This window comes from Yinghuangia sp. YIM S10712 (assembly GCF_051388935.1).
In the GTDB taxonomy this organism is placed as follows: domain Bacteria; phylum Actinomycetota; class Actinomycetes; order Streptomycetales; family Streptomycetaceae; genus Yinghuangia.
This window is the reverse complement of the sequence record NZ_JBPKBI010000012.1, coordinates 40821-53326: the sequence shown is the minus strand read 5'-3', so window position 1 is coordinate 53326 and position 12506 is coordinate 40821. Positions and strand designations below refer to the sequence as shown.

Sequence of the window (12506 nt, the reverse complement as noted above, 5' to 3'; positions counted from 1 at the left end):
CGCCGCTGTCCCCGAGCGGCAGCGGCGGCACGGGAGGCGTGGGAGCCTGCGGACGCACGCCGGCCGGGTTGTCGATGTGTCCGGTGCCGTCATGCACAAGGCCCTCTCGTGGGAACCGCCGGATCTCGCTTGGCAGATGCCCGTACCTCCCGCCACTCACGAAGCCGCCGTGCGCACGTGCGACCCGTTCGACGCCGATCGTCACCTGGCACATCACCCAGTGGAGCGCCTCGTGCGTCTCGGCCACGTTCGCGGCAAGGCTTGCCACCCACCACCAGCCTTCCGGGAGGGTGAGCCTGTCGCGGATCGCGTCGTCGCACGGGCCGACCGTGACCAGCAGATGCCCCATCCTTGCGAGGTCCCCTGCCGCGGTGTGCGCTGCGGAATGGCGGCCGGGAAGATACAGGTGGCTCTCGTGCCCCATGGGCGCTGCGGCTGCGGCTGCGGGTTCGGATTCGACAGCGGACGTCATGGCGGGGACGGTATCGCCGGGGTCGGACAGCATCCGAAGGTCCGGTGGCATGGGGAAGTCCCGTGCGGGTGCGCTGTCTACGCGTTGCCGGTGCCGTGTGTCGGTGAGTCGAGCAGTCCGCGTACGACACGGCTGACAATGCGCGTGAACATGCTGTCCGGCGCCTCGTCGTCGGGAGCCTTGCCGGCGGTGAGAGCCGCGGCGAGGTGGGGGTGGCGGCCTTCGGCGACCACATGGGTCAAGTACGCGTGCTGGGCGCGCTGGTCCTGCGGAATCGTCCTTCCCTCCTGCCGTCGGTCGAGTTCGGCCCGCGTGAGCGACGCGACGACGGCGTTCATGACGCCCACGGCCTCCAGTTTGGTCCGCGCGTCGGCCGGGTGATCGGCGAACGCGGCCAGGACGCGGTCGAGGTAGTCGACCGCCCGCGGCCCCAGCGGCGTCCGGGGAGCGGCGACGTCGAGCAGCCAGGGGTGACGCAGATAGGCCCGCCGGCTTTCGTGGGCGAGGTGGAGGACGTCATCGAGCGGGCGTCCGGTGGTCGGGCGGTAGGCGATTTCCCCGGCGACCCGGTCGGCCATGAGCTCGACGAGGTCGTCGCGGGTGGCGACGTAGCGGTACAGCGAAGCCGGGGCCGTGCCCAGCTCGTCGGCGACCGCGCGCATGGTGACGGCCGCGAGCCCGCCGGCGTCCGCGACGGTGATGCCCGCCGCGGCCAGGCGGTCCCGGTCGAACGTGGGGGCCGGGCCGCGACCGGAGCGTTCGGGGCGGAGCCAGACGCTGGTCGGGGTGCTCGGCTCTGGCATCTGACCTCACTCTTTCTGCGAACAACGTTTGCAGTAGTAGTAACCTGTACTGCGAACACTAGTCGCAGTGAGAGGAAACAGTTGCCGTGCCTGACAAATCCGCCACCGACAGCCCGCAGGCCGACCGCCATCCCTACGCGTGGACACCGACCCGACATGCACGCAACGGCGACGTCGACGTCGCGTACGACACCCTGTCGGGCTCATCGGGCGGCGCACCGCTGCTCCTGGTCATGGGCCTCGCGACCGCGCGCTTTTGGTGGCCGGCCGGGTTGTGTGAGGCATTCGCCGACGCCGGCTTCGAGGTCGCCCGGTACGACCAGCGCGACGCGGGCGAGTCGACGCGCATGCCGGACACCTCGACCTCCAACCCCTTCAAGGCCCTGTTCCGGAAACGCGGCGACGCGTACACCTCCGAGGACATGACCGACGACGCGGTCGCCGTTCTGGACGCCCTCGGCTGGCGGCAGGCCCACGTTTTCGGGCACTCGCTCGGCGGCGTGATCGCCCAGCGGCTGGCGCTGCGGCACCCCGACCGGGTTCTGACCGTCACCTCGTCGGCCGCGCTGCCCAGCGATGTCTCCGGGTTGCGGGTCATGCGCTATCTGCGGTTCGGGCTGCTCGCCAAATTGGCTCGTGCCAAGTTCCCCGAGGGCCGTGAGGGGGACATCGAAGCGTCCCTCGCCGTTTGGCGGGGGATCGCCTCACCCGCCTATCCCTTCGACGAAGAGGCCGCCCGCGCCTGGGTCGAGGCGGACGTGGACAGCGGGCCACGCGACAAGAAGGCGCAGAGCCGCCAAATCGGCGCCCAATGGCACGGCCCGCGGCTTGGGGCCCTGGACAAGCCCACCCTGGTCCTCCACGGTGAGGCAGACCCCATCCTCCGCGTCGCCGCGGCGCGGGCCACCGCCGAAGCCGTGCCCGGGGCAAGGCTCCGCACCTTTCCCGGAGTGGGCCACGACCTCCCCGCGCCGCTCTGGGGCGAGATCGCGGCGGAGACGGCGACGTTGGCCGGTCTCCGGAGCGCCTGACCGGCCTCCTTCCGCGACGGTCTGCGGTACGACGCCACCCGCCTCGTGCAGTGTCCGGGCCGCAGGGCACAGCCGCACCTACACAGTTCCGGGCCGCACCGACCACGTTTAGAACGCCTCCCACCACGAGTACCAGGCACCCCACACGTGGGTGAACCTGACGTCCCGATTGGCCATGGGAGGAACGCCGTTCGGGAAGTAGCCGAACCCGCCGCCGGTCGTGAGGAAGCCGTCCGCCCCGTCGAGCGTCAGCAGGACGCCGTCCGGCACCGCCTCGGCTTCGGTGACTCGGTACAGGCCTGCCTGACCCAGCTCCACCGCGCGGCCCTCCGCGGTCGCGACGGCGATCTTCCTCAGCGCGGCCTCGGACAGCGCGAAGCGGGCACGCAGGGACACCTGGAAGTACAACGCCGCGATGAGCACGACCACCAGCACCGGTGCCACGAGCCAGCGGACGCGGGTCCTCGCGGTACGCAGCCGCGCCCGTCCCTCGCGGCGGACCAACCCCGACACCAGCAACGCCAGCCACGCGACCGCCAGCCCGAACCACACCCACAGCGCGACCAACTGAGCGAAGAAATCACCCAGCGGGATGCTCCGCAGCCACAATGTGCCCGCAGCGGTCAGCGCGAGCAACGTCCAGAACACGCGCTTGGGCGGGTCACCCGGCCGACGGTTCCACACCCTGCGCCAAGCCGGCCTGTCCATGACAGCCGAAACCATCGATCCCCCAAAGCAATTGACCACCGGAGGCTACGAGCTCCGCATGCGTCGACGCATCAGTCCCGAGGCGTACACAGCGTGGCACCTGAGACGTACGGCGCGACACAACCGACCGCGCAGCCGGCGCGCGAGGCGGGCCCGTGCTCTTCTCGCGACGGCCCCCACCACCGCGGCGGCCTGACGCTCGCCCGCCAACCGCCGAACGGTGACGACCGCGCGCCGACCAGTACGGCCGCGCAGACGCGCAGACCGAATACGACTCGGCCGCGACGACGCAGCACGAACAGGCGTGAACCGCGAACAGGCGTGACCCGCGAAGCGAGGACGTACGAAGCTCATATGAGACACCAATGTCTCATATGAGCTATCATCGTCTTGTGACCATGGATCGAGAGCGTGTTCTCCGCGACGCCGCCGAGCTTCTGAGCCGCAACGCGAACGCCACCCAGGACGAGATCGCCAGAGCCGCCGGCATCAGCCGGGCGACCCTGCACCGCCACTTCGCGGGCCGCGACGCCCTCGTCCGTGCGCTCGAAGAGCTGGCGATCCGGCAGTTGGAGGAGGCCCTCGACCGGGCCCGCACCGACGAGGGACCCGCCCGCGAGGCGTTGCGCCGCCTGGTCGCCGAGTCCGAGCCGATCGCGGCGTTCATGGCCTTCCTGTTCACCGAGAACCAGCTCTTCGAGAACGGCGCGACCAACGCGGGATGGGAACGCGTCGACGCCCGTATCCACGCCCTCTTCCAGCGCGGCCAGGAAGCCGGGGAATTCCGGATCGACCTGACCCCGGCCTGGCTCACCGAGGCGTTCCACAGCCTCGTCGCCGGCGGGGCGTGGGCCGTCCAGGCCGGCAAAACCGCTGCCCGCGACTACCCCTACATGGTCTCCGAGCTTCTCCTCGGCGGCGTCACCCGCCAGGACCGGCCGCAGGACCGACCGCGCGAGCCGTCGAAGGAAACCCGCACATGACCACCGTGACCTCTGCCGTCCCCGGGCCCGCAGCCGAGGCGTACGAGAAGCGCCCCGGGCGCTGGATCGCGCTCGCCGTCCTGGTGCTCGCCGTGCTCCTCGTGGCCGTCGACGCGACCGTCCTGGCCCTGGCGACCCCTTTCATCAGCGAGGACCTCGCCCCTTCCGGCACCCAGTTGTTGTGGATCGGCGACGTGTACTCGTTCGTCATCGCCGGTCTGCTCGTGTCGATGGGCAGCCTCGGCGACCGCATCGGACGCAAGAAACTGCTGCTCACCGGTGCGGTGGCCTTCGGCCTGGTGTCCGTGCTCAACGCGTACGCGAGCTCCCCGGAGATGATGATCGCCGCCCGCGCGCTCCTCGGCGTCGCCGGCGCCACGCTCATGCCCGCCACCCTCGCACTCATCCGCAACCTGTTCCACGACCCGCGTGAACGCAGCCTCGCCATCGGCATATGGGCGTCCAGCGCGTCCGCCGGCGCCGCCCTCGGCCCTGTCATCGGCGGATTCCTGCTGGAGCACTACTGGTGGGGCTCGGTCTTCCTCGTCAACGTGCCGGTCATGGCCCTGCTGGTGATCGCGGGTGTGCGGCTCCTGCCCGAATCCCGCGATCCGGCACCAGGGCCCTGGGACGTGCCCAGCGTCGCCATGTCCCTCGTCGGCATGGTGTCCGTCGTGTACGCGATCAAGGAGACCGCCGCGCACGGCCCCGGCGCGCCGGCCGCCCTCGCCGCGGTCGCCGGCGTGGCCGCGCTCACCGCGTTCGTCCGCCGTCAGCCGCGCCTCGCGGCTCCGCTCCTCGACGTACGGCTGTTCCGTCGCCGCGAATTCTCCACGGCCGTGGCCGCCGACCTCCTCGCGGTGCTCGGTCTGTCCGGTCTGCTGTTCTTCCTCTCGCAGTTCCTCCAACTCGTGCAGGGCCGCAGCCCGTTGCAGGCCGGCGTGGCGGAACTGCCCGCTGCCGTCGGCGCGGTCGCCGCCAGCCTCGTCGCGGGCGCGGCCGCACGCCGGTTCTCCGTGCGGATCGTCGTGGGAGGCGGCCTCGGGATCGTCGGCGCCGCACTCGGTGGGCTCACCGCTCTGGCACCCGGCAGCGGCTATCTGCTCGTCGGCGGCTGCCTGCTTCTCGTCGGACTCGGCGCCGGCTTCGCGTTCGCAGTCACCGCCGACGTGATTCTCTCCAGCGTGCCCAAGGAACGCGCGGGGGCCGCGTCCGCAGTGTCGGAGACCGCATACGAGCTCGGCGCCGCGCTCGGCATCGCCGTGCTCGGCTCGATCGTCACCGGCGTCTACCGTCGGTTCCCCATCCCCGACGGCGTCCCGGCCGACGCCGCGTCGAGCGCGCACGAATCCCTCGGCGCCGCCGCCCGGACCGCCGCCGGCCTGCCCGGCCAGGAAGCGGCCCGGATGCTCACCGCCGCGCAGGACGCCTTCGTGGACGGCCTGCGCATCGCGTCCGCGGCAGGCGCCGCCGTCCTGCTCACCGCCGCCGTCCTGGCCTGGTTCCTCCTCAAGGACCACGAACTCGGGGACGACACCGCGCACTGACCAGCCGGCCGCCGGTCCGATCTCCCCGGCGACGTTCGGATCTGCGGCGGCCCATGTGCGAACGGCTGCGGTGTCCGAATCGCGCGGGCCCGAGGGGCGGTTGCGCATGTCCGGCGCGTCGGCGGGCAGCCGTGGTTGCACGTTGACTCGTCAAATCCCTTGGAGGACAGGTGCGTTCTCGGCATGTACCCGTCACCGTCTGCGCCGCGGTCGCTGCCGTGGTTTCCGTGGCCGCGTGCGGTGAGGACTCGGACGACAACACGGACGCCAAGCCCAAAGAGCTTGCGGAGGAAGCGAATGACATCACCCGGGAGCAGCGGACGGTGATGGTCTCGGGGCAGGGCACCGACGCGCAGGGCACACCGCAGCAGATGACGGCGTGCATGGCGATCTCCCCTGACGGCAACACGAGTTCCCTGCGGGCCACCATGACCGTGGACGGGCTGGACGCCGAAGTCGTCGAGACGGGAGGCAAGTCGTACCTCAAGGCCCCCGCGGAGTTCTGGGCACGTCAGGCCGGGCGGACCGATCCGGCGTCGATCACCGCGCTCGCGAGCGTCGTCGACGGGAAGTTCGTGGTGAGCGAGAGCGACGGCGGGCAGGAAAGCGTCGGCTTCTTCGACGGCAACCACGACGCCCTCGTCAAGGGACCGAGCACGGACTTCAACGGCACGAAGGCGATACCCCTGTCCTGGACCGACGCTGACGGTGTGCGCAACACCGTGTTCGTCGCCGCGAAGGGTGAACCCGCCGTTGTGGGGCAGGTCGAGGAGAAGGGCCAGGAGCGAATCGAGACGACGGTGACGGGTGCAGGCGGGCCCTGTGACACCACTGCTCCGCCGCAGGAGCAGGTCATCACACAACGCCAGGTGCAGGAATCGCTTCGGGCTCACACCTGACGCATCGTCGGAGCCGCGCCCGGCACTGTGGCTTGCCAGGGACGAACCACCCGGCACCCCAACCTCATTGCCGCGACAGTCCGGCGGTGAAGTCTGCCTCCACACGCGAGCCACGACGCCTTGCGGCACCACGACAACGGGACGAGGTCACAGCCCGCAGAGCTGTGACCTCGTCCGACCAACCGCGGACGCCGCGGCATGGCATGATCCGCCGACGCTTACGCCTGTTTCGGGGCTGCCTGCTGTACCACCTCGAAGGACCACAAGGTCGAGCCGGAGGCCGCGGGCTTCGGAGCCTCGCCGCCGTGGGGGTGGTCGGCCGGCGAACCGCCCGCCTGACGCCCGGTGTGGGCGGCCTGCATCGGGCCCTTCAACCAGTTCTCGAAGTCCTCCTCGCTGCGCCAGCGCGTGTAGACGAGGTACTTGTCGGTCCCGTCCACCGGACGCAGCAGCTCGAACCACTCGAAGCCGTCCGACGACTCCACGGCCCCGGCCCGTGCGGCGAAGCGCTTCTCCAGCGTTTCCCGGGTCTCGGCGGGCACTTCGAGGACATTGATCTTCACGATGCTCATGCCCCCATCTTGCATCACGCCCCCCGGCCACCGGTGACGGGCGGAACGCGGGCAACGGCGTCGACGCCGAAGGCGGGTCCCCACCTCGTCGGCCGTCGTGGTGCCGGGGGAGTGTCGGGGGCGGACGCATCGCCGTCAGGTGCGCACATCGATCACGCCCACCGGCTTCACGGCCACCGGCGCCGCCTCGGTGGTCACGTCCGCGAGGGTGTGCCCACCATGGCACCAGGTCTTCCCATGCCGCCAGGCCAAGCGAAGCGAACGCCGCTGCGGCTTCCTCACGCGCCTGAGGCGTCGTCGCCCCGGTCGGATGCCGGCCAAACGTACGGCAGATCCGGTGGCACGCCGGAGAAGAGCGCCGCGTACGTCTTCGGCTCCTTGCGGACCAGTGCCGACTGGTGGCTGCGGTGGAACGCGTCGTCGCCGAGCCACGGAGGCAGTTCCCGCGCGTTCGCCAGCGCCGACTGGCGTCGAACGGAGGCACCGGGCCGGAACGCGAGGAGATCCGCGACCATCGTGGTCGCGCAGCTGTCCTGATGGCCTTGTTCTCGCCACACTTTGCACACTTCCAGGCCGTACCGGACCAACGCCTCCTCGTACCCCGCCCACATCCGCACCGCCGGATGGTGGCGCCACCCGTAGCCGGGCACGACAAGGCCGCGCAGCACCTGCAACGCCTCCACCCGCTGCTTGCCGAGACGACGGCGGTCCAGGACCAGGGCCGTGGCCCGGAAATCCGCATAGGGCAGGAACGTCTGCACCGCGTCGCCTCCACCCGTCAGGGGCGCTCCACGAGGAGCGAGTGGCCGATCGGCTCGGCCGGGCCGCCCCGCACCGCCGGTCGGTGGCGGGGAGCGCCGCCGAGGACGGGAACGAGACCGGCCACCGCTATGCCCGGCCCGGCGCGGCATCACTCCTGGTCCGGAGCCTCCCCGCCCGGCAGGTTCCCGACGGCCCGGCGCAGTGCGTCTGTCCGGGTGACGCAGCCGCAGGCCACGAGGGACACACAGGAACAAAGTCGGGCAGACGTTATCCGTGCTGCGATGGTGAATGCGGTCCGAGCCGCCCAACGAACGGAGCACACGTGAGCGGGCTGTCACCAGGCTTCAAACGCTTCCACCGCAGCGACGATCCGCGGTTGCCACCAGGGCAGTTCGAGGCGGACGGCTTCCCCGTACTGTCGGCCGGCCCCACACCGGCCGTCCCCTTGGACACGTGGACGTTCACGGTCACCGACACCAACGGCGGCCAACGGCGTTGGACCTGGGCGGAGTTCCAGGCCCTCCCGCAGGAGAAGCCGACCGTGGACATCCATTGTGTGACCCGCTGGTCGAAGTTCGGTACGACCTGGCGCGGCGTCTCGGTCGACACCCTGCTGGCCGGACTCGACACGAGTGCGACCCATGCCATGGTCGAGTCGTACGGCGGATACACGGCCAACGTGCCTCTCGCGGACATCTCGAACGGGCGGGCCTGGATCGTCCACGAGTACGACGGACAACCGCTGCCGCCCGAACACGGCGGCCCCGCACGCATGTTGATCCCGCACCTGTACTTCTGGAAGTCGGCGAAATGGGTCCGCGGGATCCGGCTGATGGAACGAGACGAGCAGGGATTCTGGGAGTCACTGGGCTACCACGACTACGGTGACCCGTGGCGCGAGCAGCGCTACTGGGGGGATTGAGATGCCGGGGCCCTGGCGTCGCGCGCGGCTGGTGGAGCGAGTGCCGGAGACGGAGACGGCCCGCACTCTGGTGTTCTCCGTCCCGGCGTGGCCGGGCCACCTGGCGGGCCAGCACATCGACGTGCGTCTCACCGCGGAGGACGGCTACCAGGCGGTCCGCAGCTATTCGCTGAGTGCGCCTCCCGGCGACGGACTGCGCATCGCGGTGCAGCCGGTGCCGGACGGGGAGGTGTCGCCGTATCTCGCGGATGACCTGCCGGTCGGCGCGGAGGTGCAGATCCGCGGTCCGCTGGGCGGGTGGTTCGTATGGCATCCGGAACGGCGCGACCCGGTGCTGCTGGTCGCCGGAGGGTCTGGCGTGGCTCCGCTGGCGGCGATGCTGCGGGTCCGCGAACAGGCGGCCGACCCACCGCCGTTCCGGCTGGCGTATTCGCTGCGGGACCGCTCCCAGCGGTGGTTCGGTGCCGACTTGGATCGTTTCGCCGACGCCGACGGGGTGGACGTCTCGTACGTGTACACGCGCGTCTCCCCGGAGGACCACCCCCGTCCGGTCGGCCGCATGACGGCGGCTGACCTCGACACCCCCGGTTGGCGGCCCGACGACCGCCCGCTGTGCTTCGTGTGCGGTCCGACCGTGTTCGTGGAGCACGCCGCAGGGCTGCTGGTCGGTATCGGGCACGACGCCGCGCGCATCCGCACCGAGCGCTTCGGCTGACCGGCGTCGCCGCGGGCCCTTCCGATGGGTGAAGCCCCGGACGGATCGGGTGGCCCGCACGGCAGCCGTGCGGGCCACCCGGGCACCGCGGTTGTTCAGACGCCATCGGCCACGCGGAACCTCAGCGCGCCGCCGTTGCCGAAGTCCAGCCACAAAGTGCCGCCGTGGCGGGCCACGCGCAGAGCCACCTGCTCGCATCCGGGGCAGCGCGCGACCGCGGCCGGGCCGGAGTCGTAGACACGAAGGGCAGCCACGGTCGCTTCCCTTCCGCAACCAGGGCAGCGCCGGCGCGCGGTTGTCACGTCGAGGGCGAAGATCTCGGACAGCGGGCCCGCGAGGGCGTTGCCGTCGTGGAAACCGGGATTGGTCACGCTGATCCTCCGGGGTACGAGGCGGTCCGGCCCGGATGGCCCGTCCGGCCGTCCACATTTGCAGACCCCGGCACCGCCGCCCGGCATCCGGGCATCGTGTCGCCGTCCCCACGAGCCACACGCCACAGCACGTCAGCGTCGGACTCAAGGACCCAGCGGTGGCCGACAGCGGCCGGCTGTGATCCCGCCCGGTTCCCTCGGAGCCTGGTGGCCGGTCGCGCCGGTACGGCAGCATGGGAGGGGCGTGACCCCAACAACTTGATGACGGAGGTTCCGTGACCGACTCGCTGATCGACTCGATCGGCCGGGAACGTGCCCATGCGCTGATGCGGCAGGCTGTGCAGGACGCGATCGCGGAACTGCACGCGGCGGGGCTGCCGGCCATCGGTGCCGAGAACGGCCGTGTCTGCAAGTTCTACCCCGACGGCACCAAGGTGTACGTCGACGAGGAGGAGGCAGCCGGTCAGCCCCACGGCCGCTCACCCGCACCAAGCGGGGAGTGACCGCCGCTCCAACCCCACACCGCAGCGCGCCCGTTCGCACGGCCGCCCTGCGCCCGCGCCGCCTTGGCCCGCTCTGCCGACACGGGAGACGTACCTGGGGCACCGAGACGCGACCGTCACACGCCGTCCGCCCCATCGCCCGGCCCGCTCGGCGGCTTCGTCACTCCGACCCGTACCGCCCGGCTCGGCTTCACCGTCGGCACCTCAGCCGAGCAGGTCCCCGCCCACGTCCGACTGCCGGTCGGGTACGAGGGCGGTGGCCTGCGCGATGAGCAGAGCGACGTCGTCGTGTTCATCGGGGTGGCGCAGGGAGTCGAGGAGCCACTGGCAGGTGTCCTCCAGAGACAAGTTGGATCTGTCCAGGGCACGCAACAGGGCGTCCAGGCGTTCGTCGATGGGATGGCGACGGGTCTCGACGAGGCCGTCGGTGTACAGGACGAGCCGGTCGCCGGGGTGCAGGTCGAAAGCGGAGGTGTGGAAGGAGACGCCGCCGACGCCGAGAGGCGCGCCGGTGGGCAGGTCGAGCAGTTCGGGCTTGCGTCCGGCTGCCGCGAGGACGGGTGGGAGGTGTCCGGCGTTCGCGAGCAGGCACCGGTGGTCGCGGGGGTCGTAGACCGCATAGACGCAGGTCGCGATGTAGTGTTCCAACCCCTCGGCGATCTTGTCGAGGTGCCGCAGGACCTCGTCCGGGGCCAGGTCGAGGTCGGCGTACGCACATGTCGCGGTCCGCAGCCGCCCCATGGTGGCGGCGGCGTCGATGCCGTTGCCCATGACGTCCCCGACCACCAAGGCGGTCCTCTCGCCGGCCAGGGGGATGACGTCGTACCAGTCGCCGCCGACCTCGCTGCTCGCCTGGGCAGGCTGGTAGCGGGACGCGACTTCCAGGCCCACCGGCCGGGACGGATGGCCCGGCAGGAGACTGCGCTGAAGCGTCTCGGCGGCGTTGCGGACGCTCTGGTGCCAGCGGGCGTTGTCGATGGCGACGGCGGCGCGTGCGGCCAACTCCCCGGCCAACAGCACATCGTCCTCGTCGAACGGGAGCGGATTGCGGGCGCGCAGCAGGTCGAACGCGCCGAGGACCTCGTTGCGCGCGATCAGCGGCACCGCCAGGTAGGAGTGCACGCCGGCCCTGGCGAACGCCGCCGCGCTGTCGGCGTCGCGGGCTATCCGCTGCAAATCTTTGCTCCCGGTGTGGGCGACGACCACGGGCTGCCCGGTGTGCACGCATTGGGTGATCAGGCGGTCGGCGCCGTAGGCGGCGAGGTCTCCGGCTTTCACCGCGGCGGTCGCCGGAGTCGGGTACGCGGACGCCACGGCGAGGGCGCGGAACAGTTCCGGGCCCGGTTCGTGAGCGCCGGCAGGGCTGCGGCGGAAGGCCAAGATGGCGTCCAGGATGTCGACCGCGGTCACGTCGGCCAGGTCGGGGACGGCGACCTCGGCCAGTTCCTGTGCAGTCTGGACCACCTCCAGGCTGGTACCGACGCGGGCGGAGGCGTCGGCGATCATGGCCAGACGGCGCCGCGCCCGGTCCGCCTCGGTCGTCGCCCGATGGCGCTCGCTGACGTCGATCACCGTGGTGGCCACCCCCATCGTCCGCCCGCCCGCGCCTTCGAGCCGGTAGTACGACACCGACCAGGCGTGATCGTGATCCGGGTCGGCCGGGGTGCGGCCGACCACGTACTGGTCGATCAGCGGGACGCCGGTCAGCAGCACCTGGCGCAGCGCGGACTCGATGGTGCCGACGTCGAGGAACGGCAGGATCTCGCGAGGGTGCCGACCGATGTGGTCGGCGACCGGAATGCCGTTCATGCGCTCCATGGCAGGATTGACCATCAGGTAGCGCAGGTCGGTGTCCTGTAGGGCGAGTCCGATGGCGGCCTGCGACACCAGGCGCTCCGACAGGGCCATATCGGTCTCCACCCGCCGCAGCGTCGTCTGATTCGCGGCGATGCCCAGGGCATAGACGTCACCGACGTCGTTCAGCAGCCGCATGCTGCGGAACTCCACCAGCCGCGTGCCGCCGTCCTTGTGCCGGATGGGGAACGCGCCGGCCCAGCTCGCCCCGGTGGTCATCACCTCGGCGAACAGCTTGACCGCCAGCTCCCGGTGCTCCTCGTGCACCATGATGTGCGACGCCAGCCGACCCACGGCCTCCTGGGCCGTGTAGCCGAACAGTTCCTCGGCCTGCGGGCTCCAGAACACGATCTTCCCGCGGTCG

At 71.0% G+C, this 12506-nt stretch carries 13 protein-coding genes and 1 pseudogene; 7 read left to right on the top strand and 7 right to left on the bottom strand.

What is annotated here, in order from left to right:
• Positions 1-472 (bottom strand): annotated as a pseudogene (locus tag ACRX5W_RS22560) (hypothetical protein); the annotation flags it as partial.
• 77 nt (positions 473-549) lie between these two features.
• Entirely contained in the window at positions 550-1275 is a 726-nt protein-coding gene (locus ACRX5W_RS22555) for a TetR/AcrR family transcriptional regulator (protein WP_436790073.1), read from the bottom strand.
• Between the two features lie 86 nt (positions 1276-1361).
• Between ACRX5W_RS22555 and ACRX5W_RS22550 the strand changes: the two genes are divergently transcribed.
• On the top strand, positions 1362-2306 hold the full coding sequence (locus tag ACRX5W_RS22550; protein ID WP_436790072.1) for an alpha/beta fold hydrolase: 945 nt from the start codon (positions 1362-1364) through the stop codon (positions 2304-2306).
• Positions 2307-2414: 108 nt separating this feature from the next.
• On the opposite strand, the gene ACRX5W_RS22545 is transcribed toward ACRX5W_RS22550, so the two are convergent.
• The gene (locus tag ACRX5W_RS22545) at positions 2415-3014 is read right to left on the bottom strand and encodes a hypothetical protein (RefSeq protein WP_436790071.1); all 600 of its coding nucleotides are present in this window, start codon (positions 3012-3014) and stop codon (positions 2415-2417) included.
• Positions 3015-3406: 392 nt separating this feature from the next.
• Between ACRX5W_RS22545 and ACRX5W_RS22540 the strand changes: the two genes are divergently transcribed.
• The 3 genes from ACRX5W_RS22540 to ACRX5W_RS22530 all read left to right on the top strand — a co-directional run bounded on the left by ACRX5W_RS22540 (position 3407) and on the right by ACRX5W_RS22530 (position 6443).
• Positions 3407-3997 (top strand): TetR/AcrR family transcriptional regulator, encoded by a 591-nt coding sequence (locus tag ACRX5W_RS22540; RefSeq protein WP_436790070.1) that lies wholly within the window; start codon positions 3407-3409, stop codon positions 3995-3997.
• The gene (locus ACRX5W_RS22535; RefSeq protein ID WP_436790069.1) at positions 3994-5544 is read left to right on the top strand and encodes an MFS transporter; all 1551 of its coding nucleotides are present in this window, start codon (positions 3994-3996) and stop codon (positions 5542-5544) included. The genes ACRX5W_RS22540 and ACRX5W_RS22535 overlap by 4 nt, the downstream gene beginning before the upstream one ends.
• 170 nt (positions 5545-5714) lie before the next feature.
• Positions 5715-6443 (top strand): hypothetical protein, encoded by a 729-nt coding sequence (locus tag ACRX5W_RS22530; protein ID WP_436790068.1) that lies wholly within the window; start codon positions 5715-5717, stop codon positions 6441-6443.
• Positions 6444-6661: 218 nt separating this feature from the next.
• Here ACRX5W_RS22530 and ACRX5W_RS22525 read toward each other — a convergent pair whose 3' ends face one another.
• Positions 6662-7015: an antibiotic biosynthesis monooxygenase family protein gene (locus ACRX5W_RS22525; RefSeq protein ID WP_436790067.1), complete on the bottom strand. Its 354-nt coding sequence runs from the start codon at positions 7013-7015 to the stop codon at positions 6662-6664.
• A gap of 278 nt (positions 7016-7293) precedes the next feature.
• On the bottom strand, positions 7294-7776 hold the full coding sequence (locus ACRX5W_RS22520; protein WP_436790066.1) for an MSMEG_6728 family protein: 483 nt from the start codon (positions 7774-7776) through the stop codon (positions 7294-7296).
• 323 nt (positions 7777-8099) lie between these two features.
• Between ACRX5W_RS22520 and ACRX5W_RS22515 the strand changes: the two genes are divergently transcribed.
• Together ACRX5W_RS22515 and ACRX5W_RS22510 are read left to right on the top strand one after the other, a co-directional pair.
• Positions 8100-8699, top strand: a complete 600-nt coding sequence (locus ACRX5W_RS22515; protein ID WP_436790065.1) for a sulfite oxidase-like oxidoreductase — start codon at positions 8100-8102, stop codon at positions 8697-8699.
• Between the two features lies 1 nt (position 8700).
• Positions 8701-9414 carry an FAD-binding oxidoreductase gene (locus ACRX5W_RS22510; RefSeq protein WP_436790064.1) on the top strand — a complete coding sequence of 238 codons (714 nt, stop codon included), beginning with the start codon at positions 8701-8703 and terminating at the stop codon, positions 9412-9414.
• A 95-nt stretch (positions 9415-9509) separates the two neighbouring features.
• Here ACRX5W_RS22510 and ACRX5W_RS22505 read toward each other — a convergent pair whose 3' ends face one another.
• Positions 9510-9785: a DUF6510 family protein gene (locus ACRX5W_RS22505; RefSeq protein WP_436790063.1), complete on the bottom strand. Its 276-nt coding sequence runs from the start codon at positions 9783-9785 to the stop codon at positions 9510-9512.
• 275 nt (positions 9786-10060) lie between these two features.
• Between ACRX5W_RS22505 and ACRX5W_RS22500 the strand changes: the two genes are divergently transcribed.
• Positions 10061-10288: a hypothetical protein gene (locus tag ACRX5W_RS22500; RefSeq protein ID WP_436790062.1), complete on the top strand. Its 228-nt coding sequence runs from the start codon at positions 10061-10063 to the stop codon at positions 10286-10288.
• 204 nt (positions 10289-10492) lie between these two features.
• On the opposite strand, the gene ACRX5W_RS22495 is transcribed toward ACRX5W_RS22500, so the two are convergent.
• The coding region (locus ACRX5W_RS22495) for a SpoIIE family protein phosphatase (RefSeq protein WP_436790061.1) at positions 10493-12506 on the bottom strand (2014 nt) is incomplete at its 5' end.